The sequence below is a fragment of the Rathayibacter sp. PhB152 genome (assembly GCF_003751395.1).
In the GTDB taxonomy this organism is placed as follows: Bacteria; Actinomycetota; Actinomycetes; order Actinomycetales; family Microbacteriaceae; genus Rathayibacter; species Rathayibacter festucae.
The window spans coordinates 429,140-453,853 of record NZ_RJUT01000001.1 but is presented as its reverse complement, the minus strand read 5'-3'; the positions used below and the strand labels follow the sequence as shown (position 1 = coordinate 453,853).

The window sequence follows — 24,714 nt, the reverse complement described above, 5'->3', positions numbered from 1 at the left end:
CCCGCTCCGCGGGCTACTCGATCAACATGCAGCGGTCGGCGTCAGCTCAGCCAGGAGAGGCGGCCGCCGTGCGGCGCCGCGAAGGCGAGCGGTGCGTCGTCCGCCGCGAGCAGGAAGGGCGTGCGCTCGGACGCCGTCAGCGCGGCGGCCCGCTCCCGGAGCGACGGCAGCAGCGCCTCCGCCTCGAGCGTCACCAGGCTCGCGCCCGACTCGGCGACCGCCGCCAGCACCCGCTCCCGCGCGGCCCACGGCAGGTACACCAGCGTCCCGAGCGACACCACGACCGTCCGCAGCCCACGCGGCACCGCGGCGAGCACCTCCGGTAGCGCCTCCGCCGCGTCACCCGCGACGATCTCCGGCGGGTCCTCCCGCAGCGTCGCCACGGCGGCCCGGAGCCGCTCAGTGCGCTCCGGCCGGTCCGGCGGCAGCATCGCCTCCAGCCAGGCGCGGTCCTCGGCGGAGCCGACGTCGAGCGGACGCAGGTCCAGCCCGCGCCGCCAGGCCACGACGGGGAGCCGCGAGGGCGCCGCTCCCCCGGTCACCGCGCACTCGAGCACCGGCTCACCTCGCCCCGGCTCGCCCCGCCCCAGCCGAGTCGTGCCCTCAGCCCCCGTGAACACATACGAGTACCGCTCCGGCGCCAGGCACAGCCCGGCCGAGGCGCCGATCTCGATCAGCGCGACCGGCTCCCCCGGCTCCGTGATCCGCTCCAGCGCCGCGACCAGCGGGACGCAGCGCAGCGCCTCGTTCGTCTGGGTGAGGCGCTCCGCCGCCACCGGCGCGACCCGCGGCCACTCCCGCCGCAGCCACTCCGCGAAGCCCGGGCCGTCCACCGAGGGCGCCCCGAGCAGCCGCGCCACCGAGAACAGCAGCGACGGCTGCCGGTGGGCCGGCGGCAGCTCGTCGATCAGCGCCAGCAGCGCCTCGTCGCCGGCGACGGCGAGCGCCCACTCGACCTGCAGCTCGGAGGTCTGCGCCAGCTCGGCGGCGGCGCGGCGGTAGCGGTCGGCGGTCGGCTCCATGCCTCCATCCTCCGCGATGCCCCACCCGCCGCGACGACCCGCTCAGCGCTCCAGGTGCGGCGGGTGGTCGCCGTGCCGGTGCACGATCCGCCAGCCCTGCCCGTCGATGCGGCGGTAGACGTGGGTGACCCGGATGACCAGCGGAGCCGTCTCGCGCCCGTCGATCCGTGTCGCGCCGATCTCGCGGCCGACCGTGTAGGCCAGATCGCCGGCGACGTGGATCAGGTCGTAGTGCGGCGTCAGCCCGCCGCCGGCGAACCGGCTCGCGACCCAGCCGAGCGTCTCGTCGATCGCCGCGCGGCCCCGCTCGATCGTGCCGAACGCGCCGTACAGCGTCGAGTCCGCGGTGTCGGCCCAGCAGCGGCGGTACGGCTCCGCATCGCCCGCGGCCATCGCGGCGAGCGCCTCGCCGACGGCCCCGAGGGCGAGCACGAAGTCGGGCGGCAGCTCGGTGACGGCGGCGGCGCCGATGGCGGAGGAGACGGCGGCGTCCATGCGCGGGACTCTACTCCCGAGGTCACCCGCACCGTCGGGGGGCTGCACTGTCGGTGGTCGCCGGTAGAACGGACGCATGTCCGGCATCCGTCAGCGCACCCTCCTCGACGTCCGGCGCATCTACGCCGAGCCGGCCGCGCTCGAGCTGCCCCGCGGGCAGGAGATCGTCGAGCGCTGGCCCGCGGCCGAGATCGTGCCGGTCGACTCGCACTGGAACATCCCGGAGGTGCACGGCGACGAGGCGAACGTCGCGCGCTGGGTGCGGATCAAGACGGAGGCGCTCGTCGTGGGCGTCAAGAAGTCGCTGGTCACCCGTCCCAACGGCCGCTCCGCCGACTTCATCGCCCCCTCCTCCGCCAACGGCTGCGCGATGGCCTGCGTCTACTGCTACGTGCCGCGGCGGAAGGGCTACAGCAACCCGATCACGGTCTTCGCGAACATCGAGCAGATCCAGCGCCACCTCGCCCGCCACATCGCGAAGCAGGGCGTGAAGGCCGAGGCGAACCAGTGCGACCCCGAGGCCTGGGTCTACGACATCGGCGAGAACAGCGACTGCTCGGTGGACGCGCTGCTGAGCGACAACGTCCGCGACCTCTGCGACCTCTTCCGGATGTCGCCGACCGCCAAGGCCTCGTTCGCCACCAAGTACGTCAACCGTGAGCTGCTCGAGTGGGACCCGCTCGGCCGCACCCGCATCCGCTTCTCGCTGATGCCCGCCGAGACGGCGAAGGTCACCGACGTGCGCACGTCGCCGATGGCCGAGCGGATCGCCGCGATCAACGACTTCGTCGACGCCGGCTACGAGGTGCACGTCAACTTCTCGCCCGTGATCCTCACCGAGACCTGGCAGCGCGACTGGACCGAGCTCTTCGAGCAGCTCGACGCGGCCCTGCACCCGCGGGCGAAGGCGCAGCTCGCCGCCGAGGTGATCCTGCTCACCCACAACGCGGGCCTGCACGAGGTCAACCTCGGCTGGCACCCGAAGGCCGAGGACCTGCTCTGGGCGCCCCGGATGCAGGAGTCGAAGGTCTCCGAGAACGGCGCCGTCAACATCCGCTACCGCCGCGACCTCAAGCGCGCCGCCCTCGACCGCTTCCTCGCCCTCCTCGCCGAGCACCTGCCCTACTGCCGCGTCCGCTACGCGTTCTGATCGAGGGTCCGGAGGAGGAGCGACGCCCCTGCGGCCGCATCGGCGCGCAGCCGCTCCTCCGGCTCCTCATCGCCGGCCTCCTGCATCGGCGTCGCGAAGTGCCCCGCCCACGGGCCCTGCGGATCGAGCAGCATCGACACCGGAGCGCGGGCGACGGATCACGCAGGCCTGCGATGCTTCGCCTCGGGCATCCGCGATCATGCGCAGAGAGGCGAGTTCTCTCGAGAAAACTCCTGTTCATGCCGCTCGTGAGAGAAGTCGGGCTGAGAGAGCAAGAGCTCCGCACGACGGATTCCTGGGAGTCCGCCCGCGGCACCCGGGCGCTGCTTCGCAAAGCGGATAGCGGCCCCCGTTCCAGGGCCGCTCCCCGTACCTTCGGAGAACGGTCGTTCCTGCGACCACTCGCTCGACTCCCCCCTCCGCCCGGCACCCGGCAGAGGGAGTCGCCGCCAGGGCCCTTCGAGCCCGGCGGTGGGTCGGCCTCCTCCGACTCGCACGACGTCCCGGCGCTCCGCCGGTTCCCCCACGTCCCGTCGCGGCCGACACCGCGACTCCCACACAGAACGGCGGCTCCGCACATGGGCGCTCTCCTCTACGGCACTCCGGCCACCTCCCACGAGATCGACGACCGCGCACTCGCGCACCTGCAGATCGTGATGATCAACAAGTTCCGCCGCAACGAGGCCTTCGCCTTCCAGCTGGACGCCTCGAGCGCACACGGCACCGGCCGCCAGACGCTCTGGCTGCACCCGACCATCCCGCTGCAGTTCTCCTTCCACGGCAGCCGCGTCCCCGCCATCAACGGCGCCTGGGTGCGCGCGCTGATGGAGGAGGCCAACAGCGGCCGCGGGCTGCGCATCGTGCCCGAGCCGGCGCAGCAGCCGGACTCCGCCGTCGCCACCGCCGCGGCCTGATCCCGTCACGCAGGCGGGGGGCGGGGAGATGATGATGCACGGCACCGAGCACTGGGCCCCCGACTTCCTCCGGCTCGCCGGGCCGGCGCACCGCGACGCGGACTTCGCCTGCTCGACGACGCTCGACGGCGTCACGGGCTCGCTCTGCGTCACCGAGGGACTGCTGGTCCTGGGCGGCACGCAGCCGACCGTCCGGCTGCGGGCGCTCGACATCCGCTCCTGGTGGGACACCTCGACGGGCGGCACGTTCTCGCTCGCCGTCGAATCCGGGGCCCGGCACTCGGTCGTGCTGCTCTCGCAGTTCCGCGGTGCCACGGTGGTCGCCATGACGCAGGCCTTCGGGCCGCGGAGGCGCCGCGCCGCCGCCTAGGTCGTCTCCGCAGGCCGTATCCGCCCAGCGAACTTCCGCGCCGCTGCTCTCGACCTCGATGCGCACGCATGCGACGCTGGTCGCGATGGACGACTCGAACGGCGAGGTCATCCGCTCCGACATCGGCGGGCGGGACTTCGAGCAGGCACGCGCGCTGCTCGAGTCGGTGTACAACGGCCACCGCTTCTCGGTGGAGCCGGGCGAGGACTTCTCCTACCGCTACACCTCGGTCGGCGACAGCGACGTCACGCTCCGCGGCAGCCAGTTCGCCGGCTCGATCGAAGGGCGGATCCAGACCGACGGCGAGTACGTCGTCTCCTGGCTCACCGCCGGCGAGGGCGTCACCGACCTCGACCACGCGCCGATGCGCCAGATCTACGGCCGCCCCGCGATCTTCGTGACCGGCCGGCCGAACGCCTTCGAGTTCCACGACTACCGGCAGAACCTCATCCACTTCGACGGCGGCTACCTCGAGGGCGTCGCCCAGGAGATGGAGGGCACGGCGGGCGGACCACTGCTGTTCGACACCACCGCGCGCCCCGAGGGCGAGGCGCTGCGCCGCTGGTCGGCCACGGTCGCCGCGGTCGCCCGGGTGATCTACGACGTCGACAGCTCCGCGCTCCTGCGCCAGGAGGCCGACCGCGCCGTCGCCGTGGCGCTGCTCGAGACGTTCCCGCACGAGTCCCTCGCGGCGCCGACCGACCTCGCCGTGCCGCGCAGCGGGCGTCTGCGCACCGCGATCGAGTTCATGTACGCGCACGCGCACGAGCCGATCCGCACCGAGACGATCGCCGAGGCCTGCGGCGTGGGCCTGCGCACCCTGCAGTCGGAGTTCCGCCGCGAGTTCGGCTTCACCGCCGTCGACTACCTGCGCCGCATCCGGCTCGACGCCGTGCGCAAGGAGCTGCGCGCCAAGGCCTCGGGCGAGGTCAGCGTGACCGAGGTGGCGCACCGCTGGGGCTTCGCGCACCTCGGCCGCTTCTCGGCGTCGTACGCGCACCGCTTCGGCGAGCGGCCGAGCACGACGCTCGAGAAGTGACGCGCGCCCGGATGACCGGCGCCTAGAAGAAGTCCCCGCCGCTGTCGTGGTCCTCGCTCGCGCGGGCCTCCGTGGTGGGCCGGGCCGGCAGCAGCCGCCGCGTCCTGTCGCGCATGGACTCGACCGCCTCGTCGTCGTCGAGGTCGATCCCGCGGTCGAGCGCCGGGCTGGTGAAGAGCTGGCTCGCGGGCCCGAGCAGCAGGCGCGTCTCGCCGCGCAGCCCCTCGTCGGACAGCCCGGGCACGACGACGAGGTCGGACTTCCCGACGTTCGCCAGGGCCTGGGCGTACTCGACGACCGCGGTGCACACCGCATCCCCCAGCAGCACGAATCCGCTCGCGTAGTACAGCTTCTGCATCGTCTTCCCCTCTCGCGCGCACGACCGCGCCGAAATCCGACGCTAGAACGCGGCGCTGAGAGCTCCCACCCCCTTGACGGAGGGTCCGAGAGCTCCCCTACTCCTCCGCGCCGCCGACGGGCGTGCGGTTGAGCGTGTAGGCCTGCTCGCTGCCGGCCACGCCCGCGACGATCACCGTGATCGGCGCCGTGTAGGTGCCGAGCGGCCAGGTCAGCAGCAGGTCGGCGGTCTGCTCCTGGGTGCGGCCGTCGACCGGGACCCAGGCGATGCTCTTGCGGTACGAGCCGTCGGCGAGGTCGCGGTTGGTGCGCAGCAGGAGCGTCTGCGACCCGTCGGAGCCGACGCTCGAGGAGACGACCGAGAAGTTGGGGCCGTCGGCGGCGGTGATGCGCAGCGGAGTCGCGCGCGAGTCGCCGGAGCCGGAGCGGGTCATCCGCGGCGCGACGGTCAGGGTGACGAGCTCGCCGGCGGTGAGCTGCCCCTCGATCGCGATCGCGAGGGGGCGGTTCACGTTGACCTGCTCGTCGCGGAAGCTCTGCGCCGTGAACAGGGTGTACTCGACCGAGCGGACCGACGGCGCGGGCGGCGGCGTGGTCGAGGCCGCGGCGAGCGGGGCGGCGGCGGCGACCGCGACGATCGGGACGCTCCAGGCGGCGGCGGTCGTGAGGGTGCGGCGGTCGAGGGTGCGGGATGCGGTGGTGCGGGATGCGGTGGTGCGGGATGCAGTGGTGCGGCGGGAGGGGGCGGTGGTCATGTCGTCTCCAGACGTCGGCGCGGTGCGTCCCCCTTCCGGGGACACGCGCTCACGCTAACCGACACCTGATGGCCAGCCGAATCCCTGCGAGCCCTCTCAGTCCGGATGCCACCCCTACGGGGGAGGTGGCGCCCGGGAGCCCCGCCGGGAGCGCTACTGCTCCGCCGCGCGCGCCACCGCCTCCAGGCGGGCGACGTGCTCCGGCCACCACTCGCCGGGGACCGGCGGCAGGTTGTCGCCCGGCGTGCGCAGCCCGACGCGGCCGTCGATCAGCTCGCGGACGATGTCGGCGTGCCCCGCGTGCCGGTGGGTCTCGGCGGTGAGGTGCACGAGGATCCGGTGCAGCGTCACGTCCCGGGTCGTCCACCACGGCACGACGCCCGGCGCGTCGAGGTCGAGCGCGGCCACCGTCGCGTCGGAGTGCGCCCAGACCCGGCGGTACTGCTCCACCACCTGCTCGCGGGACTCGTCCGCCGTCGCCCACATGTCGGCGTTCGGCTCGGACTCGTCCTCCATCCACGGCATCGGCTCGGGGAACGGCCGGCCGAAGACGGCGCCGAGGTAGCCGGCCTCCGTCCCCGAGACGTGCTTCACCAGGCCGAGCAGGTTGGTGCCGGTGGGCACCAGCGGCCGGCGGAGGTCGTACTCGCCCAGGCCGTCGAGCTTCTGCAGGAGGGCGTCGCGGCCCTCCTGCAGATAGCGGAGGAGGGTCTGCTTCTGATCGGCGCTGCTCTGATCGGCGCTGCTCGGATCGGTGCTCATGCCCCCCAGCCTGGCCCGGGCCTCAGAGCACCGCCACCCGCGCGTCCTCGCGGACGACCTCGGTCAGCACGGTGCGCCGGGTCTCGGCGCCGACGGGCGACACCTCGCCGGTCAGCACGACCTCGGCCGTCGCCTCCCTCGAGGCGCAGTCCGGCCCGACCCAGAGCTCGACGAGTCCCGGCTCGACCGAGCGGACGCCGCAGCGGTCGGTGAACGCCAGCCGAGCGGAGGGGACGTCGAAGCGCACCAGCGCCTCCTCCCCCGCCGCGAGCTCGACCCGCGCGTAGCCGAGCAGCTGCGCGACCGGGCGGGTCACCGAGGCGACCACGTCGCGGGCGTAGAGCTGCACGACGTCGACGCCGTCACGCTCCCCGGTGTTGCGCACCCGCACGGTCGCGGTGAAAGCGCCGTCGGTCGGTGCCTCCGCGGCTCCGGGACCCGCCGACTCCAGCGCCAGCTCCGACCGGCTGAACGTCGTGTACGCCAGCCCGTGCCCGAACGGCAGGACGGGCGTGCTGTCGGCGCTGGTCACGTCGGAGGGCCCGCCGAGGATCGGGTGCAGGTAGGAGAACGGCTGCGCGCCGGCCGAGCGCGGCAGCGAGACCGGCAGCCGGCCGGACGGCGCGACGCGGCCCGAGAGGACGCCCGTGATCGCGCCGGCCCCCTCCTCCCCCGGGAAGAACGCCTGCAGCACCGCCGCGGGGGCGGAGGCGCCGCGGATCGCCCAGTCGATCGCGTAGGGGCGGCCGGTGAGCAGCACCAGGGCGACCGGCGTGCCGGTGGCGACGACCGCCTCGACCAGCTCGCGCTGACGGCCGGGCAGCTCGAGGCTCTCGACGTCGTTGCCCTCGCCGACGGTGCCGCGGCCGAAGAGCCCGGCGCGGTCGCCGACGACGACCACGGCGATCTCCGCGTCGCGGGCGGCCTCGACGGCCCCGGCGATCCCTGCGGTGTCGTCGGAGGCGCTGTCGGCGGAGGGGTCGTCGCCCTCCACCGAGCAGCCCTCGGCGAGGAGCAGCTCGCTCCCCGGGAACTCGGCGGCGAGCGCCTCGCGCACCGTGCGGATCTCGAAGCCGAGCGGCACGCCCTCGTGGTGCGCCAGCACGTGGTTGGCGAAGGAGTAGCAGCCCATCAGGGCGGGCGCGCTGTCGGCGTTCGGGCCGATCAGGGCGATCCGGCGCGGCTGGGCGAGCGGCAGTCGCCCGTCGTTCGTCAGCAGCACGAGCGACTCCTCGGCCAGGCGGCGGGCGATGTCGCGGTGCGCGGGCGAGTCGAGGTCGATCGACTCGGGCGCGTCGTCGAAGCGGGCGTCGAGCAGGCCGAGCCGCTCCTTCTGGGCGAGCACCCGCAGCAGCGCGCGGTCGACGATCGCCTCGTCGGCGCCGCCGGAGCGGATCCGCTCGGCGAGCGGCGCGAGGAAGGCGTCGCCGGTCGGCAGCTCCACGTCGATGCCGGCCTCGAGCGCCAGCTGCGCGGCCTCGCCGAGGTCGGCGGCGACGGCGTGCATGAGGTGCAGGAAGGCGACCGAGAAGTAGTCGGCCACCACCACGCCGTCGAAGCCCCAGCGCTCGCGGAGCACGCCGGTGAGGTGGGCCGGCGTCGCGCCGACCGGGTCGCCGTCGATCTCCGCGTAGGAGTTCATCACCGAGCGGGCGCCGCCGTCGCGGATCGCCATCTCGAACGGCGGCAGCAGCACGTCGGCGATCTCGCGCGGTCCGGCGTGCACCGGCGCGTGGTTGCGGCCGCCGCGCGAGGCGGAGTAGCCGATGAAGTGCTTGAGTGTCGCGTCGACACCCGCCGACTGCAGTCCGCGCACGTAGGCGGTGCCGATCGTGCCGACCACGTACGGGTCCTCGGCGATGCACTCGTCCACCCGGCCCCAGCGGGGGTCGCGGATCACGTCGAGCACGGGCGCGAGGCCCTGGTGGATGCCGAGCTCGCGCATCGAGCCGCCGATGGCCGCGGCCATCTCCTCGACCAGCTCCGGGTCGAACGAGGCGCCCCAGGCCAGCGGAGTGGGGAAGGTCGCCGCCTTCCACGCCGCGAGGCCGGTCAGGCACTCCTCGTGCACGATCGCCGGGATGCCCAGCCGGGTCTCCTCGACCAGCCGGCGCTGCTCGGCCCACAGCCACTGCGCGCGCTCGACCGGGTCGACCGGGCGGGTGCCGTAGACGCGGGTGAGCTGGCCGATGCCCTCGCGGGTCGCGTCGGCGTAGCCGGTGGAGGTGGCCATCTCGCCGGCCAGCGGCGCGACGACCTCGCCGCCCTGATCGACCCAGTAGCCGACCAGCTGGGTGAGCTTCTCCTCCAGCGTCATCCGTCCGATCAGGTCGGCGACGCGCGCGGAGGGGGCCTGCGTCTCGGTGGTCGGGCTCTCGTTCATGGGGGTCATCCCTTCACCGCTCCGGTGAGTCCGCCGACGATGCGGCGCTCGAAGACGCTGAAGAAGATCAGCGCCGGGATCATCGACAGCGACACGAAGGCGAGCACCTTCGCGGTGTCGACGGAGTACTGCGACGAGAAGGCCTGCACGCCCAGCGGCAGGGTGAAGCTCGACTCGTCGCTGAGGATGAACAGCGGCAGCAGGTAGCTGTTCCAGCTCGCGATGAAGGCGAGGATGCCCGTCGTGATCACGCCCGGCATCGCCAGGCGGACGACCATCCGCCAGAAGAAGCCGATCCGGCTGCAGCCGTCGATGAAGGCCGCCTCCTGGATCTCGTCGGGGATCGCCCGCAGGAACGGCACCAGGATGATGATCGTCGTCGGCAGGCCGAACGCGATCTGCGGGAGCACGACGCCGGCGAGCGAGTTCATCAGGCCGAGGCTCTTGATCACCAGGTAGAGCGGGGTGATCGCGACGGTCATCGGGAACATCAGTCCGGCCGCGAAGAGCGCGTAGAACACGCCGCGTCCGCTGAAGGTGTAGCGGGCGAGCACGTAGCTCGCCATCAGCCCCAGCACGACGACGCCGAGGGTGGTCGCTCCGGCCGCGATGGCGGAGTTGCCGATCTCGCGCCAGAAGATGCCGCCGGTGATCACGTCGAGGTAGTTCTGCACGTTCCACGGCGCGGGGAACCCGGACGGGTCGGTGGTGATCTGCGCGTTCGTGCGGAACCCGCCGATGATGATGTAGGCGACCGGCGCGAGCATCAGGGCGATCACGACGATCGCGACGACGTAGGCGATGATCGTGCCGCGGCCCAGCGGGCGACGGCGGGGCTTCGGCGGGCGCGGCGCGAGCGGCGTCGTGGCAGTGGGGGGTCTGGTGCCCGGGGGCACGGCGGTCAGGGTGCTCATCGCTTGTCACCCGCCTTTCTGGTGTCTCCCGTGAGGGCGCCTTCGGTGTCCCGCCGCAGCACGAAGCGCTGGTAGAGCAGCGCGACGATCAGCGAGACGAGGAACAGGACCACGGCGACCGCGTTGCCGTAGCCGTAGTTGCCGGCGTTGCGGCCGTTGGTGACGAGGTACGTCGCCATGGTCGAGGTGCCGGCGGTCGAGGACACGTACTGCCCCCAGATGATGTAGACGAGGTCGAACAGCTGCAGCGCGCCGATGATCGACAGGAACGCCCAGATCCGCAGCGTCGGCGCGAGCAGCGGCAGCGTGATCCGCCGCTGCACCTGCCAGTAGGACGCGCCGTCGATCGACGCCGCCTCGGACAGCTCCTCCGGGATGCCCTGGAGGCCGGCGAGGAAGAGGATCACGGCGAAGCCGATGTACTTCCACGTGATGATCAGCATCAGGGTCCAGAGGGCGATCGAGGGGTCCGAGAGCCAGTCCTGCTTCAGTGCGCCGAGCCCGACCTTCTCGAGGAAGCCGTTGACGGCGCCGCTGGTCTGGAGCATGAGGCTCCAGCCGGTGCCGACGACGACCTCGGAGATCACGTAGGGCACGAAGATCAGGACGCGGATGATCGACTGCCCGCGGAGCTTGCGGTTGAGCAGCAGCGCGATCAGGATCGCGGCCGGCCCCTGCAGGACGAGCGAGAGCACCACGATCGTGCCGTTGTGGCTGAGCGCCTCGTGGAAGGTCGGGTCCTGCAGGATCGTCAGGTAGTTCTTGAACCCGACGAAGTCGGTCGGGACGCCGTAGCCCTGCCAGCTGAAGAAGCCGTAGTAGGCCGCCATCACGACCGGGAAGATCACGAAGGCGAGGAAGACGATCAGCGCCGGGCCGACGAGGATCGCGACCTCGAGGCGGCCGGACCAGCCCAATCCTCGAGGGCGCAGGCCCCGGCGGCGTCGCTTCGCCGCCGGGGCCTCGGGGCGCGCGTCCTCGCGGAGCGCTGTGGTCGTCACGGTCAGGCCTTGGCCGCGGCGGCGTCGACGGCCTCGACGAGCTGCTCCGGATCGCTCTTGCCGGCGAGCAGGTCGACGACGGCGACGTTCAGCGCGTTGCCGACGTTCTGGCCGTAGACGGTGTCGAGCCACTGCGAGACGTAAGGCGCCGAGTTGTACGCGGCGAGGATGTCCTTCAGGTACGGCTCGGTGACGGCCTCCTGCGCGACGGTGTTCACCGGCGGCGCGTTGAAGGCGGCGTAGTACTCCTTCTGCACGTCGGAGGTGGCGAGGTAGTTCAGGAAGTCGACGCACTCGTCGGGCGCCGCGGTGGAGCAGGAGTAGCCGTCGACGCCGCCCATGATCGAGCCGGGCGCGCCGGCGCCGCCGTCCACCTCGGGGAAGGGGAACCAGCCGAGGTCGGGCAGGGGCTTCTCGTCGGGGGTGAGCGAGGCGATGACGCCGGGGTTCCAGGCGCCCATCAGCTCCATGCCGGCCTGGTGGTTGGCCAGGAGTCCGGCCGAGGATCCGGCGCCCTGCTGGGCGGCGGTGGTGAGGAAGCCCTCGTTGAACGGCTCGGTGCCGGCGAAGGACTGCAGGTCCTCGCCCGCCTTCAGCCAGCAGTCGTCCGAGAAGTCCTTGGAGTCGGCCGCCTCGGCCATGGTGTCCGCGCTGCACTCGCGCAGGGCGAAGAAGTAGAACCAGTGCGCGGCGGGCCAGGCGTCCTTCGCGCCGAGCGCGATCGGCTGCGCTCCGGCGCTCTTGAGCGCGGTGACCGCGGAGTCGAGCTCGTCGAGGGTCTTCGGCGTCTCGGTGATCCCGGCCTCGGTGAAGAGGTCCTGGCTGTAGAAGAGGCCGCCGGGTAGCACGGCCACGGGCATCGCCCAGACCTTGTCGTCGAGCGTGTTCGCCAGGAACGAGCCCTCGGGGATCTCGCTGCGCGCCTGGTCCGAGATGCCGCCGGTGAGGTCCTTGACCAGGCCGCCGGCGACCATCGCGGCGAGCTTGCCGCCGCCGCGCTGGAGGAAGATGTCCGGGGCGTCGCCCGAGTTGAGCGCCGTCTGCAGCTTGCCGTCCAGGTCCTCGTTCTGGATGGCCTGCGACTCGATGGTGACGCCCGGGTTGGCGGCCTCGAAGTCGGCGATCGTCTTCTCCCAGAACTCCTGGCCGGGGCCGGTGGTGGAGTTCTGCCAGAGGGTCATCGCGACGGTGCCGTCGGAGGATCCCGCGTCCTGGGCGGAGCAGCCGCTGAGGGCCGCCGCCGCGCCGAGCAGGGCCACGGTAGCCACCGCCGTCTTCCTGAATGCTGATCTCGTGAACTTCATCGTTCGAACCGTTCTCTTCGCTGAGAGGCGCCGCCAGGGAGAGCGGCGCCGGGGTGCGCCCGTCCAGGACGGGCCCGATCAGTCTCAGAGCGGCCGAAAGGATCGGCAAACGTTTTCGAAACCATTTTCCATGCGCCGGGCTCCGGATCCGGATCGCGCTCTCATCGGCGCCCTTCCGGGGTCTAGGGTCGACCGCATGTCCCTCCGCCCGACCATCCACGACGTCGCCGCCGCCGCCGGCGTCTCGGTCGCGACCGTGTCGAAGGCGATGAACGGCCGCTACGGCATCGCGCCCGCGACGGCGAACCGCGTGCTCGAGATCGTGCGCGAGCTCGGCTACGAGTCGAGCCTGGTCGCCAGCAGCATGCGCTCGCGGCGCACCGGGGTGATCGGCGTGCTGGTCGCCGGCTTCGAGCCGTTCAGCGCGGAGATCCTCAAGGGCGTCGGCTCGGTGCTGCGCCGGTCGCGCTTCGACCTGCTCGCCTACAGCGGCTCGCACGAGGGCGAGCAGGAGGGCTGGGAGCGGCGCTCGCTCAGCCGGCTCAGCGGCACCCTGATCGACGGCGCGATCGTGGTGACGCCCTCGGTGGTCAGCACGCCGTCGGACATCCCGCTGGTCGCCGTCGACCCGCACACGGGCCGCGCCGACGTGCCGACCGTCGAGTCCGACAGCTTCGGCGGCGCCCTCCAGGCCGTGCGCCACCTCGTCGCCCTCGGCCACCGGCGCATCGGCTTCGTCGCCGGCCGCGTCGACCTCCGCTCCGCCCGGCTGCGCGAGGCCGGCTACCGCGCCGGGCTCTCGGAGGCGGGGATCGCGTTCGACGAGCGGCTGCTCCGGGTGGGCAGCTACCACCACGACACGGCGCGGCTGCCGGCCTCGACGATGCTCTCGCTGGCCGACCGGCCGACCGCGGTCTTCGCCGCGAACGACGTCTCGGCCCTGGCGATCATCGAGACGGCCGCGCACCTCGGGCTCGACGTGCCGCGCGACCTCTCGGTGGTCGGCTTCGACGACGTGCCCGAGGCGGCCCGCTTCGATCCGCCGCTGACCACGATCCGGCAGCCGATGCAGACGCTCGGCGCGACGGCCGCCGAGATGCTGATCACGCTCATGGCAGGTGGCACCCCCGCCTCGCTGCACGTGCAGCTGCCGACCCAGCTGGTGCGGCGCGCGACGACCGCGCCGCCCTCGATGCGGAGGACACCCTGATGCCGGACGCGCTGACACCGGACGACCTGACACCGGGCGAGGGCGGGGCCGAGCCCCGCGACGCGCACGACGAGCTCTTCGACGCGCTGGTGTTCGTCGACCTCCCCGTGCTCGACGCGCTGCTCGACACCCGCTTCGTGATCGAGCACCCGACCGGGCTCGTGCAGTCGAAGCTCGACTGGATGGACGACATCGCCGAGGGCCTGAAGGAGTACCACGCGATCGACCACGTCGAGAGCGCGGTCTCCGGCACGGCCGCGCATCCGGTGCTCGTCTCGCGCACGCTGACGGAGGCGACGATCGGCTCGCTGCACGCCACCTGGCGGCTGCAGCTCACCAGCCGGCTGGTGCCGGTCGGCGACGAGTGGGTGATCACCCGGACGACCGTCAGCACCTGGTGAGCGGGCGGGCGTGGTGAGCGCCGCCCGGCTCAGGCCTGCAGGATCACCGCGCCGTAGTGCGTGCCCGCGCCGGTGCCGACCAGCAGCACCGACTCGCCCTCCTGCACGCGGGCGCGGTGCAGCGCGAGCGGGATCGCCGCGCCGATGGTGTTGCCGACCTCGGGAAGGGTGATCACCATCCGCTCGCGGCCCCAGAGCCGGGCCATGCCGTCGAGGCCGGCCTTGCTGGTCTGGTGCGGCACGACGCGGTCGATGCCCGGCAGGCCGGTGCCGAGGCCGGGCCGCACCCGCTCGAGGAAGGCCGGGAAGTGCCGGAGCGCGTCCACGAGCAGCGCGCCGCCGTGCATGTCGAAGCGGAAGTCGTCGAGCCGGCCCGGGGCGTCCTCGATCCGGATGCGCGAGCCGAAGCCGCGGATCTCGGCGTGCCGGACGCCGCTCGGCCGGGTCTCGAAGCGCGAGGTGACGATGCCCTGGTCCGGCCGCTCGGCGCGGCCGAGGACGACGGCGGCCGCCGCGTCGCCGAAGAGCAGCGCGCTCTCGGGCTGCCGGACGTCGATGCCGCGGCTGCCGCCCTCCGTCGAGACGACGAGCACCCGCTCGGCGCGGCCGGTCGCGAGCAGGAAGCCGGCCTCCTGCAGCGCGAAGAGGAACGAGAGGCAGGTCGCGTTCAGACTGTAGGCGAAGACGTCCTCGAGGCCGAGGCCTGCGGCGACCAGCGCCCCGCCGTCGGGGATCGCCTGCAGCTGGGTCCCGGAGGCGTTCAGCACCACGTCGACGTCGCGCGCGTCGATGCCCGCCGCGTCCAGCGCCCGCCGGGCGGCGAGCAGGCCGAGCTCGAGCGGATCCTCGTCGTCGGCGAGCCAGTGCCGGGTCAGCACTCCGGAGCGGCGCGCCGCCTCCTCCGCGTCGATGCCGCAGAGCGCGGCGACCTCGGCGGTGGGCACGACGCGCGACGGCAGGGCCTCGCCGGTGCCGAGGACACGGACGGGCAGGAGGAGCGGGAGCGCGTCGGCCACGGTCCTGTATAGCGCCGATGAGCCCGTGCCCGCTCGCGCTAGGCTCCGGCGGGACGGAAGGGGGGTCCGGCGTGACCGAGTCGACGAGTGGCGCGTTCTGGGTGGTCGTGCCCTTCTACGACGAGGAGAAGCTGCTCGGCGGCGCCCTCGACGCCCTCGCCGACCAGACCGACCCCGGCTTCATCCTGCTGCTCGTCGACAACGGCAGCACCGACCGCTCCCGCGCGGTGATCGACGCGTTCCGGGCCCGGCGCCCCGACCGCCCGCTCGTCGTGATCGACGAGCCGCAGAAGGGCACCGGAGCCGCCTCGGACACCGGCTTCCGCCACGCCGTCGCGCACGGCGCCGCGACGGTCGCGCGCACCGACGCGGACTGCCTGCCCGCCCCGGACTGGGTGGCGCGGCTGAAGGCCGACGTCGCCGACGGGGTCCGCTTCGTCGGCGGGAGGCTCGTGCCCCGCACCGACGAGCCGGTCTACCACTGGTACGACGGCGTGATCGGCACCGCGATGATCCGCCTGATGGAGCACGCTCCCGGAGTCTTCTACCGCCGGCCCGGCCAGCGCTACCGGATGTTCATGGCGGCCGGCTCGAACCTGGCGATCGACGCCGCGCTCTACCTCGAGGTCGGCGGCTTCCCGCGCTCGAGCATCGACGACACCGACGAGGACCTGGAGCTGCACCTGAAGGTCTGCCGGGTGATCCCGCGGACGCAGGCCCGGCTCGACCGGAAGGCGGTCGTGCGGATGTCGATCCGCAAGGGCAAGGCGCTCGGCTACCTGGGGATCCTGCTCTGGTACTGGGGTCGCAAGCGCTGGGGCCGCGCGGGTGTCGCGGAGGTCGTCGATGTCCGCTGACGCGCGGGAGTCCGCTGACGCGCGGGAGTCCGCTGAGCAGCCCGGGCCCCGCCGGGTCCTGGTCACCGGGGCCACCGGCTTCCTCGGCGGCCACACTGTCGCCGAGTTCCTGGCCGCGGGCGACGAGGTGATCGCGACCGGCCGGAACGCCGACGCGCTCGCCCGCCTGCGCGCGACGGGCGCCGAGACGATCGCGGCCGACCTCGCCGAGCTCGCGACGCGCGACGTCCGCGCCGACGTGCTCGTGCACGCCGCCGCCCTCTCCAGCCCGTGGGGCCGCTGGCGCGAGTTCCACGCGGCGAACGTCGCGGGCACCGCGGCGATGATCGACCTCGCCGAGCGCTGCGGGATCCGCCGGATCGTCTTCGTCTCCTCGCCGAGCATCTACTCGGCCCGGCGCCACCGGCTCGGCATCCGCGAGGAGGACGTCGACACCCGCAGCCGGATGAGCCTCTACATCCGCAGCAAGATCGCCGCCGAGCGGCTGCTGCAGGAGGCGCACGCCGCCGGCCGGATCCCGGAGCTGGTGATCCTGCGCCCGCGCGGACTGATCGGCGTCGGCGACCCGAGCCTCATCCCCCGCTTCGTCGCCGCGAGCCGTCGCCGCGGCGTCCCGCTCTTCGACGGCGGCCGGAACCCGGTCGACATCACCTGCGTCGAGAACGCGGCCCTCGCACTCCGCCTCGCCGCGGACGCCCCGGTGGCGGCCGGCGGCGTCTACAACATCACCAACGGCGAGCCGGCCCCGCTCGGCGACCTGCTCGACCGCTTCTTCGCCGCGATGGGCGAGGAGCCGCGCTACCTGACGGTGGATCTGCGGGTGCTCAGCGCGCTCGCGGCCGTCCTCGAGCGCGTGTACTCCGCGCTCCCCGGCGACGCGGAGCCGCCGTTCACCCGCTACACGGTCGCCACCCTCGCCTACGCGCAGACCCTCGACATCTCGAGGGCGCGCGCCGAGCTCGGCTACGCGCCGCGGGTGCCGCTCGCGGAGGGCCTGCGGAGGGTCGGCGAGCACTACCGGAGGACCGCATGAGCGAGCACGGGCCGGCCCTCCAGGTCTTCGCCTGCGGCGAGACGAGCTTCCCGCTCTCCCGTGTCTTCCGCGGCGGGAGCCCCGCGCGGCGCACCTTCCCCTCCGCCGTCTTCCTCTACACGCACCCGAGCGGCCGGCGCGTGCTCTTCGACACCGGCTACCCGCCGACCCTGCGCGGCACGGGGGCCGTCGGCGCGCTCTACCGGCGGATCCTCCCGGCGCGCGTCGGCGCCGACGAGACGATCGACCGGCGGCTCGCGGCCGTCGACCTCGCGCCGTCCGACATCGACACGGTCGTGCTCTCGCACCTGCACCCCGACCACGTCGGCGGCCTGCGCTGGTTCCCGGACGCGACGCTCGTGCTCTCGCGCGGCCAGCTCGAGACGATCGAGCGGAGCCGGATCACCGACGGCGTCTTCGCGGCGCTGATCCCGACCCGGGCGGACACGGCGACGCTCGTCGACGACCAGCCGGTGGCGACCACTCCCAGCGGCGTCTCCGGCTACGACCTGTTCGGCGACGGCCGCTTCGTGATCACCCCGCTCCCCGGGCACGCGAGCGGCCACCTCGGCGCGCTGGTCGAGGGCCGCGTGCTGCTGGCCGGCGACGCGGCCTGGGGCCGCGAGTTCCTGACCTGGTCGGACCGGCTGCGCTTCCTCCCCCGGCTGATCAGCCACGACGCGGAGGCGCACCACCGCACGTCGCACGAGCTGGAGCGCCTCGAGGCCGCCGGGCTGACGCTCTGCTTCAGCCACGACCCCTACCCGCAGCGCGTGCTGCTGGCCTGAGCCCGCTGAACCGGCCCGCTCAGCTCGCGAACTCCTCCGGCCGGTCGTGCTCGGCCAGCGAGAGCCGGACCCGCTCGATGTCGGCGTCCGACGGCAGCTCCGAGGTGACCGCGGCGATCGCCGTGCCGACGTCGACGCGGCTGGCCGGCAGCCCGCCCTCGGCGGCCAGGCGCGTCGCGACCTCGGCGACCTCCTCGTCGGAGAGCCTGCGGCGCAGCAGCGCGATCAGCGGCACGAAGTCCTGCTCGGGCAGCCCGGCGGGGTAGCCGGCGCGCAGCCAGCGGACGACCCGCGTGACGAGGCCGGCGCGCTCCGAGGCCGGGCGCTCCGGCTCGGCGAGCTCCTCCGGGCGGGCGAGCGGCCAGCCCGCGCTCGCGAGCCGCGCCGACACCCGGACGAGGTCCTCGGGCAGCGCGGGTCCGAGGAGCGTCTCCTCGATGCGCGCGCGCATCCGGGCCGCGGAGAGCTCCTCGCCGGCCGCATCGGCGCGGACGGCGTCGGAGAGCAGCTCGCGGACGACCTGCTCCAGCTCGTCACGGGTGAGGCTGCGCTGGAGGAGGCCGAGCAGCGGAACGTAGTCGGTCTCGGGAACGCCGGTCGGGTAGCCCGCGCGGAGCCAGCTGACCACCCGCGCGACGACGCCGTCCGCCTGAGCGGGAGCCGCCGCATCGGGAGCGGCCGCGTCGGGCGCCGCCGGGTCGGTCGCCGCCATGCTCAGCCCTTGGGGACGAACGTCGGGAAGACGTGCTCGAAGCTCACGGCCTGGCCGAGGCCGGTCGCGATGATGATGCTGAGGCCCACCGCCACGGCGGCGACCACGATCACGAAGCAGAGCACGCCGAGTGCGCGCAGCAGCGGCGCGGGGAGGCCGGGAGCTTGCGCGGTCGAGGCCGCTGCTCCGGTTGATCCGTCACCGCCGGCGAGGGCGAACGAGCGGACGCCGACGGCGAAGAGCACGGGCAGGCCCGCTCCGAGGAGCACGGCGATGAGCGCCACCTGGCCGGCGGCACCGAAGAAGAGGGAGAGCACGGGTCGGTCCTTTCAGTCGCTGGAGTGGAGAGGGGTCAGCGCAGGGCGCCGGCGGGCTGCTCGGCCGCGGTGCCCGCGTCCGACCACTCGTCGTTGACGTTGTGCGCGCCGATGCTGTCGCGGCGCGAGCGGACGTAGATGACGATCGCGACGGCGACGAGGACGGCGGTCATCAGGATGCCGCCGGCGGCTCCGCCGACCAGGTGGCCGATCCACCACATCACGGCGCCCATCAGGGCGGCGGCGGGGAGCGTGATCACCCAGGCGATCACCATCCGCAGCGCCACGCGCCAGCGGACCTGCGCGCCGGGGCGGCCGACGCCGGAGCCGAGGATCGAGCCGGTCGCGACGTGCGTGGTCGAGAGGGCGAAGCCGAGGTGGCTGGAGGCGAGGATGACCGCGGCGGAGGCGCTCTCGGCGGCCATGCCCTGCGGGGTGTCGATCTCGACGAGGCCCTTGCCGACGGTGCGGATGATGCGCCAGCCGCCGATGTAGGTGCCGAGCGAGATGGCGAGCGCGCAGCTGAGCTTGACCCAGAACGGGACGGACTCGGTGTCGCTCCAACCGCCGGCCGCGATCAGCGCGAGGGTGATGACGCCCATGGTCTTCTGCGCGTCGTTGGTGCCGTGCGCGAGCGAGACGAGCGAGGCGCTGCCGATCTGGCCGATCCGGAAGCCGCGGTGGATGCGGCGGTCGGCGAGGTTCCCGATCACGCGGAAGACGAGCCAGGTGCCGATCGCGGCGACCGCGCCGGCGAGCACCGGCGACATCAACGCGGGCAGGATCACCTTGCCGACGACGCCGTCGAGCTTCGAGCCGTCACCGGCCCAGTTGACGCCGTTGAGGCCGAGGCCGGCGAGCGCCGAGCCGATCAGGCCGCCGAAGAGGGCGTGCGACGAGCTGGAGGGCAGACCGAGCAGCCAGGTGAGGAGGTTCCAGACGATGCCGCCGATGAGGCCGGCGAGCACGATCAGCAGGAGCGCCGAGCCGCCGCCCTCGAGCAGCGCCGGGTCGGGCGCGCCGGTGGAGTCCTGGATCTTGACGACCGCGTTGGTGACGGTCAGCGCCACCTCGATGCTGAGGAACGCGCCGACCAGGTTGAGGACGGCGGAGAGCGTGACGGCCACCTTCGGCTTCAACGCGCCGGTCGCGATGGACGTGGCCATCGCGTTCGCCGTGTCGTGGAAGCCGTTGGTGAAATCGAACGCCAGAGCGGTGACGATGACGAGCGCGAGAAGGATGAAGGGATCCACGGAGGAGATCCTCTCGCCCGCGCAGGCCGCTCGGAAGGGTTCGCCGGGGCGTTCACCGGCTGTTCACCTCTCCGAGCGGCGCGCCGGACTACCCTGTGCAGTTTCTCAGGGTAGGGGCGTCCCGCGGGGCTCGCTCAGTTCGAGGAGTGCGGCAGCGGCGGCGTGAGGTCCGGCACGTGCTCGGGGTCGGCGTCGGGCTGCTGTTCGGGCTGCTCCTCGGCCTGCTCCTCGGCCTGCTCCTCGGGAGCCTGCTCCTGGTCCTGCTCGTCGTGCGCCGCGCTCGGCAGCGGCGGCGTGAAGTCGGGCGTGACCGACGGGTCGGCCGCGCCGACGGCGACGTGCTCGCGCTCGACCACGTGCTTGGGCGCGGAGGGCGCGCTGCGCTTCTCGGCCTGGGCGGCCTTCTTCGCGGCCTTCTCCTGCCGGCGCTTGAGCTTGTCGGTCTGCTCGGCGAGCTTGCGGGCCTTCTTGCGCAGCTTCTTGCTGGAGTCGCGGACGGCGTCGTGGGCCGCACGGACCGACTTCTCCGCCTTGGCGAGGGCCTTCTTCGCGCGCTTCTGCGCGGCCTTGTCGTCGGTCTTCTGCGACGACTTCTTCGAATCCGACTTCTTCTTCTGCGCCATGCTGGCTCCTCACACTCGTCGACCCGATCGGTCGTGGGTCCACCGTAGCGAGCGGGCACCGCACGGGGCCTGGGCAGAACGGCCGGCCGGGGAGTACAACTGCCGCATGACCGATGCGATCTCCCCGCGCGACTTCCGCGCCGCCCCCGGCACCGCCGACTGGCGGGTCGTCGGCGACGGCGCCCTCGCCTACTTCCGCACGGGCGGTCTCGGGGCCGGCTCCTTCGCCGCGGGAGCCGCCCTGGTCACCGCGATCGCCGCCCTCGCCGAGGAAGCCGGCCACCACCCCGACGTCGATCTGCGCTACGGCGGCGTCGGCGTGCGCCTGATCAGCCACGACGTCGGCGACATCAGCGAGCGCGACGTGGCCCTCGCCCGCGAGATCTCCGCCGCCGCCCGCGCGCTCGACCTCGCCGCCGAGCCGGCCGCGGTGCAGAGCCTGCAGATCGCGATCGACGCCGTCGACGTCGCCGCGGTCCGCGCCTTCTGGCGGGCCGTGCTCGGCTACTCCCCCGTCGAGGACGCCGACCTCGCCGACCCGCGCGCCCTCGGCCCGAATCTCTGGATCCAGCGGATCGAGGGCCCGCGCCCGGAGCGCAACACGATCCACCTCGACCTCTACCTGCCGCGCGACGTCGTCGACGCCCGCCTCGCCGCAGCCCTCGCCGCGGGCGGCCGCGTCGTCGACGACTCGAACGCGCCGGAGTGGTGGACCCTCGCTGACCCGGAGGGCAACGAGGTCGATCTCGCGCCCTGGCGGGACGACAGCGAGTGGAGCGCGTGAGGCCGTGACCCGGCGCGCCGCGTGAGGCAGGCTGGAGTCATGGTCTTCATTCCGAACCCCGGCGGCTATCACGGCCGGAACGCCCTGCGCCGCCCGATGCGCGGCCCCAAGCGCGACCGCTGGATGTGGTGGCGCCTCGGCTCCGGCGTCGCCGCGACCGTCGCGGGCCTGATCGCCCTGCTGGTCTTCACGAGCGGCCGGTACTAGTCGTGCCGCGCGAGAGGGTCACGGGCATCGGCGGCTTCTTCTTCGCCGCGCGCGACCCGGAGGCGCTGGCGCGCTGGTACGCCGAGCACCTCGGCATCGACGAGGTGCCGATGGAGTACGGCGCCCCCTCGTGGCGTCAGGACGCCGGCACCACCGTCCTCGCCCCGATGCCGGCCGGCTCCGAGCCGCTCGGCCCCGCCGGCTGGACCCTGAACCTCCGCGTCCGCTCGCTCGACGCGCTCGTCGCCCAGCTCCGCGCCGCGGGCATCACCGTCGAGATCGACCCCGAGACCTACCCGAACGGCCGCTTCGCCGACCTGCACGACCCCGAGGGCAACCGCCTCCAGCTCTGGCAGCCGGCGGGCGCGGACGCCTAGCCGCCCGGCGCACCCGGACGGCACCGCGCTTCAGGCGCGGTCGTGGAGGGTGATCAGGTAGCCGTCCGGGTCGGCGAAGGTGAAGGTCAGGCCGAAGGGGCCCTCGGCCGGGGCCGACGTGATCGGGACGCCGGCGGCGGCGAGGTCGTCGTGCAGGGCGGCCACCTCGGTGGCGTGCAGCCAGAGTGCGACGCCGCGGCCGGGCTCGGCGGGGAGCTCGGTGCCGGGGAGGTTGTCGCGGGACGCGAAGGGAATGAGCACAGTGCGAATCGCGAAGGGGATCGGCGCGGTGTCGAAGACGACAGCGTGCGGCGGGCCGGGGCGGCGGGAGAGGCCGAGGCGGGTCTCGTAGAACTCGGCGGAGCGCTCGAGGTCGCGGACCTGGAGGGAGAGGAAGTCGGGGCCGGTGATCGCCATGGGAGCGCCTTTCGTCGGGGGTGGGTGTCAGTTTCCTTACATGGAGCGTATGTCAGACTACTGACATGAGTCAACAGGGCGAGAGCACGGCACGGATCGAGTTGGACACCTCCGTCGGCTACGTGCTGAAGGAGGCGTCGAGCGCCCTGCGCGTCGCGATGGAGGCGGCGCTGCGGCCGCTCGGGATCACGGTCACCGCCTACTCCTGCCTGGAGCTGCTGGCGCACCGGCCGGGGCTATCCAGCTCCGAGCTGGCGCGGGGCGCGTTCGTGACCCGGCAGTCGATGCACGTGCTGCTGCAGTCGCTCGAGCGCGACGGCCACCTCATCCGGGCCGAGACGGCGCCGAGCGGCCGGGCACTGCCGATCCGGCTGACGGCCTCCGGCGAGGAGCTCCTGGGCGAGGCGAGCGCGGCCGTCCGGGCGGTCGAGGAGCGCATGCTGACGGGGCTGGACGGGGCGCGGATCCGTGAGCTGCACGCCCTGCTCCGCCACTGCGCGGAGGCGCTCGCCTGAGCCTGCGGCATCGATACCGTGCACCACTCGGCATTCTCCCAGTGGCGTTCCGGAGCTGCGCAGGTACTCTGGAGGGTCGCCGCGCGGACCCCTGAGCCCCGGCTGACACTCCCCTGAGCACCACCTGCTGAGCCCTGCTGAGCGCTCCGCCGCCCCGACCCGCCCTGCCGCGCCCCCGTTCCCCCGCGGCGAACGACCCGGAAACCACGACTGCATGCACCACTCCGACCACGCGCCGGCCCCCGTCTCCGCCGCGACCCCGCAGGCCCTCCCGACCCGCCGACAGCTGCGCGAGCAGCGCGAGGCCGAGCAGGTCGCCGCGCGCGGCGTCGCCCGCACCGCCGCCGCCCGCACCGCCGCCGCGCGCAGCACGGCCCGGAGCGCCGCCGTCCGCCGCCCCTCGACGCGCCGCGTGTCCGCCTTCGCCGCGATGACCTTCGTGGTCGGCCTGGCCGTCACCTCGACGATGCCCGCCTTCGCCGTCGGCGACACCCCGGAGTCCGCCGTCGCGACCGACACCGCGAACGCCGTCGCCGCGGCCCGCCCGCAGAGCTTCGTCGCCGCGGGCGTCGTGCAGCAGAGCGTCACCCGCGACGCCTTCGCCGCCGAGGCCAAGCCCGAGGTCCTCGTGCCCACCGCCTCCCTCGACGCGATCACCGCCGGCGCGGGCGAGTCGACCGCCGCGGCCGCCGGGGTCTCCGGCACCTGGGTGCTCCCGATCGCCGGCCACATCAGCAGCAGCTACGGCCCCCGCCCGGACCAGCCGGTCGCCGGCGTGAACCTCTTCCACAAGGGCACCGACCTCGCCGGAGCCTGCGGGACCCCGGTCCTCGCGGCCGCGAGCGGCACCGTCGAGGAGGCGGCCTACTCCGGCAGCTACGGCAACTGGATCCTGCTCGACAACGGCGACGGCATCGAGACCGGCTACGCGCACAACACCGACCTGCTCGTCGACGTCGGGGACACCGTCGTCGCGGGCGAGGTCATCGCGACCCGCGGCTCGACCGGCGCCTCCACCGGCTGCCACCTGCACTTCGAGACCCGCGTCGACGGCGAGGCGGTCGACGCCGTGCCGTTCATGGCCGCCCTGGGCGTGCCGCTGGGCTAGAGCCGAGCCGGAGCCTCTGGATCAGCCCAGCGGCACGGTGCGCGGGCCGGTCGAGACCGCGCCGGACCAGTGGGCGTCGGCGGGGTCGGTCGTCACGGTGATGCGCGCGTCCTGGTCGACGGCGATCTCCATCGAGCCGGTGTTGCCGCCGCCCTCGCCCGGGGTGCGGGTGGTGTTCGGACTGTAGACGCAGGACGAGCCGGTGGTCATCAGGCCCTCGACCTCGACGGTCACCTCGGCGTCGTCGGTGTCGCAGACGACCGAGACGGTCACGTAGAGCGGCTCTCCGGTGAGGCGCACCGTCCGCGGCTCGACGGCGCCGGTCTCGTCGACCCACTCGACGGCGGCGGTCGCCCCCTCGGGCAGCCGGACGGGTCCGATCGGGCGGTCACCCGGCGAGGCCGAGGCCGAGGCCGTCGAGGAGGCCGCGGGCGCCTCCGAGACGGTCGGCGTCGCCTCCGCTCCGCTCTCCGCCGGGGCGGTGCAGGCGGCCAAGGCCAGCCCGGTGAGGGCCAGCGCGGCCCCCGTCGTCATCGTTCTTCTCCTGCTCTTCACGGCTCCCCCTGCTCGTGTCGGCGGTCGTGTCGGTCCCTCCGGTCTACCCGAGGCGGTCGCCGAGCGGGATGGTCT

At 73.5% G+C, this 24,714-nt stretch carries 31 protein-coding genes; 14 read left to right on the top strand and 17 right to left on the bottom strand.

Going from position 1 to position 24,714, the window contains the following annotated elements:
• Window positions 1–41 precede the first annotated feature (41 nt).
• Complete coding sequence (locus tag EDF36_RS02065; protein ID WP_123731695.1) at window positions 42–1,022, bottom strand: DUF2332 domain-containing protein; 981 nt, start codon at window positions 1,020–1,022, stop codon at window positions 42–44.
• Window positions 1,023–1,064: 42 nt separating this feature from the next.
• Window positions 1,065–1,517: a DUF4440 domain-containing protein gene (locus EDF36_RS02060; protein ID WP_185020332.1), complete on the bottom strand. Its 453-nt coding sequence runs from the start codon at window positions 1,515–1,517 to the stop codon at window positions 1,065–1,067.
• Window positions 1,518–1,593: 76 nt separating this feature from the next.
• Here EDF36_RS02060 and EDF36_RS02055 point away from each other — a divergent pair, with 76 nt between their 5' ends.
• A complete protein-coding gene (locus EDF36_RS02055) occupies window positions 1,594–2,667 on the top strand; it encodes a spore photoproduct lyase family protein (RefSeq protein WP_123731694.1) in 1,074 nt (357 codons plus the stop codon).
• Here EDF36_RS02055 and EDF36_RS21095 read toward each other — a convergent pair.
• Window positions 2,655–2,801, bottom strand: a complete 147-nt coding sequence (locus tag EDF36_RS21095) for a hypothetical protein (protein WP_185020331.1) — start codon at window positions 2,799–2,801, stop codon at window positions 2,655–2,657. The two genes, EDF36_RS02055 and EDF36_RS21095, sit on opposite strands and share 13 nt — an antisense overlap.
• Window positions 2,802–3,245: 444 nt before the next feature.
• On the opposite strand from EDF36_RS21095, the gene EDF36_RS02050 reads away from it, so the two are divergent.
• The 3 genes from EDF36_RS02050 to EDF36_RS02040 all read left to right on the top strand — a co-directional run bounded on the left by EDF36_RS02050 (window position 3,246) and on the right by EDF36_RS02040 (window position 4,990).
• On the top strand, window positions 3,246–3,581 hold the full coding sequence (locus tag EDF36_RS02050; protein WP_123705802.1) for an ATP-dependent DNA ligase: 336 nt from the start codon (window positions 3,246–3,248) through the stop codon (window positions 3,579–3,581).
• Between the two features lie 34 nt (window positions 3,582–3,615).
• A complete protein-coding gene (locus tag EDF36_RS02045; protein WP_148059949.1) occupies window positions 3,616–3,951 on the top strand; it encodes a hypothetical protein in 336 nt (111 codons plus the stop codon).
• Window positions 3,952–4,036: 85 nt separating this feature from the next.
• Window positions 4,037–4,990: an AraC family transcriptional regulator gene (locus EDF36_RS02040; RefSeq protein WP_185020330.1), complete on the top strand. Its 954-nt coding sequence runs from the start codon at window positions 4,037–4,039 to the stop codon at window positions 4,988–4,990.
• A 22-nt stretch (window positions 4,991–5,012) separates the two neighbouring features.
• On the opposite strand, the gene EDF36_RS02035 is transcribed toward EDF36_RS02040, so the two are convergent.
• From EDF36_RS02035 to EDF36_RS02005, 7 genes are all read right to left on the bottom strand, one after another.
• Window positions 5,013–5,348, bottom strand: coding sequence for a hypothetical protein (locus EDF36_RS02035; RefSeq protein WP_123731691.1), 336 nt, complete (start codon window positions 5,346–5,348; stop codon window positions 5,013–5,015).
• 97 nt (window positions 5,349–5,445) lie between these two features.
• A complete protein-coding gene (locus EDF36_RS02030; protein ID WP_123731690.1) occupies window positions 5,446–6,102 on the bottom strand; it encodes a hypothetical protein in 657 nt (218 codons plus the stop codon).
• Between the two features lie 153 nt (window positions 6,103–6,255).
• On the bottom strand, window positions 6,256–6,864 hold the full coding sequence (locus EDF36_RS02025; RefSeq protein ID WP_123731689.1) for a DinB family protein: 609 nt from the start codon (window positions 6,862–6,864) through the stop codon (window positions 6,256–6,258).
• A gap of 22 nt (window positions 6,865–6,886) precedes the next feature.
• On the bottom strand, window positions 6,887–9,247 hold the full coding sequence (locus EDF36_RS02020; protein ID WP_123731688.1) for a glycoside hydrolase family 3 N-terminal domain-containing protein: 2,361 nt from the start codon (window positions 9,245–9,247) through the stop codon (window positions 6,887–6,889).
• Window positions 9,248–9,252: 5 nt separating this feature from the next.
• Window positions 9,253–10,161 carry a carbohydrate ABC transporter permease gene (locus tag EDF36_RS02015; protein WP_123731687.1) on the bottom strand — a complete coding sequence of 303 codons (909 nt, stop codon included), beginning with the start codon at window positions 10,159–10,161 and terminating at the stop codon, window positions 9,253–9,255.
• A complete protein-coding gene (locus tag EDF36_RS02010; protein ID WP_260300509.1) occupies window positions 10,158–11,093 on the bottom strand; it encodes a carbohydrate ABC transporter permease in 936 nt (311 codons plus the stop codon). The genes EDF36_RS02015 and EDF36_RS02010 overlap by 4 nt, the downstream gene beginning before the upstream one ends.
• Before the next feature lie 71 nt (window positions 11,094–11,164).
• Window positions 11,165–12,466 (bottom strand): extracellular solute-binding protein, encoded by a 1,302-nt coding sequence (locus EDF36_RS02005; protein ID WP_123731686.1) that lies wholly within the window; start codon window positions 12,464–12,466, stop codon window positions 11,165–11,167.
• Between the two features lie 196 nt (window positions 12,467–12,662).
• Here EDF36_RS02005 and EDF36_RS02000 point away from each other — a divergent pair, with 196 nt between their 5' ends.
• Both EDF36_RS02000 and EDF36_RS01995 read left to right on the top strand, forming a co-directional pair.
• Entirely contained in the window at window positions 12,663–13,676 is a 1,014-nt protein-coding gene (locus EDF36_RS02000; protein WP_123705810.1) for a LacI family DNA-binding transcriptional regulator, read from the top strand.
• On the top strand, window positions 13,676–14,077 hold the full coding sequence (locus EDF36_RS01995; protein WP_123731685.1) for a nuclear transport factor 2 family protein: 402 nt from the start codon (window positions 13,676–13,678) through the stop codon (window positions 14,075–14,077). Before EDF36_RS02000 ends, EDF36_RS01995 begins: the two co-directional genes overlap by 1 nt.
• Window positions 14,078–14,106: 29 nt before the next feature.
• Here the strand turns inward: EDF36_RS01995 and EDF36_RS01990 are convergent, their stop codons facing one another.
• The gene (locus EDF36_RS01990; RefSeq protein WP_123731684.1) at window positions 14,107–15,093 is read right to left on the bottom strand and encodes a 3-oxoacyl-ACP synthase III family protein; all 987 of its coding nucleotides are present in this window, start codon (window positions 15,091–15,093) and stop codon (window positions 14,107–14,109) included.
• A 71-nt stretch (window positions 15,094–15,164) separates the two neighbouring features.
• Between EDF36_RS01990 and EDF36_RS01985 the strand changes: the two genes are divergently transcribed.
• From EDF36_RS01985 to EDF36_RS01975, 3 genes are read left to right on the top strand one after another with little or no spacing between them, the layout of a single operon-like run.
• On the top strand, window positions 15,165–15,950 hold the full coding sequence (locus EDF36_RS01985) for a glycosyltransferase family A protein (RefSeq protein WP_185020329.1): 786 nt from the start codon (window positions 15,165–15,167) through the stop codon (window positions 15,948–15,950).
• Window positions 15,940–16,983, top strand: a complete 1,044-nt coding sequence (locus tag EDF36_RS01980) for an NAD(P)-dependent oxidoreductase (RefSeq protein WP_123731682.1) — start codon at window positions 15,940–15,942, stop codon at window positions 16,981–16,983. The genes EDF36_RS01985 and EDF36_RS01980 overlap by 11 nt, the downstream gene beginning before the upstream one ends.
• Window positions 16,980–17,771 carry an MBL fold metallo-hydrolase gene (locus EDF36_RS01975; RefSeq protein WP_123731681.1) on the top strand — a complete coding sequence of 264 codons (792 nt, stop codon included), beginning with the start codon at window positions 16,980–16,982 and terminating at the stop codon, window positions 17,769–17,771. Before EDF36_RS01980 ends, EDF36_RS01975 begins: the two co-directional genes overlap by 4 nt.
• Before the next feature lie 19 nt (window positions 17,772–17,790).
• Here EDF36_RS01975 and EDF36_RS01970 read toward each other — a convergent pair whose 3' ends face one another.
• The 4 genes from EDF36_RS01970 to EDF36_RS01955 all read right to left on the bottom strand — a co-directional run bounded on the left by EDF36_RS01970 (window position 17,791) and on the right by EDF36_RS01955 (window position 20,676).
• Entirely contained in the window at window positions 17,791–18,483 is a 693-nt protein-coding gene (locus tag EDF36_RS01970) for a DUF3349 domain-containing protein (RefSeq protein WP_123731680.1), read from the bottom strand.
• A 2-nt stretch (window positions 18,484–18,485) separates the two neighbouring features.
• Window positions 18,486–18,800: a hypothetical protein gene (locus EDF36_RS01965; protein WP_123731679.1), complete on the bottom strand. Its 315-nt coding sequence runs from the start codon at window positions 18,798–18,800 to the stop codon at window positions 18,486–18,488.
• A 35-nt stretch (window positions 18,801–18,835) separates the two neighbouring features.
• Window positions 18,836–20,053: an inorganic phosphate transporter gene (locus tag EDF36_RS01960; protein ID WP_123705818.1), complete on the bottom strand. Its 1,218-nt coding sequence runs from the start codon at window positions 20,051–20,053 to the stop codon at window positions 18,836–18,838.
• 134 nt (window positions 20,054–20,187) lie between these two features.
• On the bottom strand, window positions 20,188–20,676 hold the full coding sequence (locus tag EDF36_RS01955) for a hypothetical protein (RefSeq protein WP_123731678.1): 489 nt from the start codon (window positions 20,674–20,676) through the stop codon (window positions 20,188–20,190).
• A gap of 106 nt (window positions 20,677–20,782) precedes the next feature.
• Here EDF36_RS01955 and EDF36_RS01950 point away from each other — a divergent pair, with 106 nt between their 5' ends.
• Genes EDF36_RS01950 through EDF36_RS01945 form a run of 3 tightly spaced genes read left to right on the top strand, consistent with a single transcriptional unit; the run spans window position 20,783 to window position 22,044 of the window.
• A complete protein-coding gene (locus EDF36_RS01950; RefSeq protein WP_123731677.1) occupies window positions 20,783–21,460 on the top strand; it encodes a VOC family protein in 678 nt (225 codons plus the stop codon).
• Between the two features lie 39 nt (window positions 21,461–21,499).
• Window positions 21,500–21,667 carry a hypothetical protein gene (locus EDF36_RS21090; RefSeq protein ID WP_185020328.1) on the top strand — a complete coding sequence of 56 codons (168 nt, stop codon included), beginning with the start codon at window positions 21,500–21,502 and terminating at the stop codon, window positions 21,665–21,667.
• A gap of 2 nt (window positions 21,668–21,669) precedes the next feature.
• Window positions 21,670–22,044: a VOC family protein gene (locus EDF36_RS01945; protein WP_123731676.1), complete on the top strand. Its 375-nt coding sequence runs from the start codon at window positions 21,670–21,672 to the stop codon at window positions 22,042–22,044.
• 30 nt (window positions 22,045–22,074) lie between these two features.
• On the opposite strand, the gene EDF36_RS01940 is transcribed toward EDF36_RS01945, so the two are convergent.
• Window positions 22,075–22,461 (bottom strand): VOC family protein, encoded by a 387-nt coding sequence (locus tag EDF36_RS01940; RefSeq protein WP_123705822.1) that lies wholly within the window; start codon window positions 22,459–22,461, stop codon window positions 22,075–22,077.
• 65 nt (window positions 22,462–22,526) lie between these two features.
• On the opposite strand from EDF36_RS01940, the gene EDF36_RS01935 reads away from it, so the two are divergent.
• Window positions 22,527–22,976: a MarR family winged helix-turn-helix transcriptional regulator gene (locus tag EDF36_RS01935; RefSeq protein ID WP_123731675.1), complete on the top strand. Its 450-nt coding sequence runs from the start codon at window positions 22,527–22,529 to the stop codon at window positions 22,974–22,976.
• A gap of 214 nt (window positions 22,977–23,190) precedes the next feature.
• Window positions 23,191–24,084 carry a M23 family metallopeptidase gene (locus EDF36_RS01930; protein WP_123731674.1) on the top strand — a complete coding sequence of 298 codons (894 nt, stop codon included), beginning with the start codon at window positions 23,191–23,193 and terminating at the stop codon, window positions 24,082–24,084.
• A gap of 21 nt (window positions 24,085–24,105) precedes the next feature.
• Here the strand turns inward: EDF36_RS01930 and EDF36_RS21085 are convergent, their stop codons facing one another.
• Complete coding sequence (locus EDF36_RS21085; protein WP_185020327.1) at window positions 24,106–24,618, bottom strand: hypothetical protein; 513 nt, start codon at window positions 24,616–24,618, stop codon at window positions 24,106–24,108.
• Window positions 24,619–24,714: the final 96 nt, after the last annotated feature.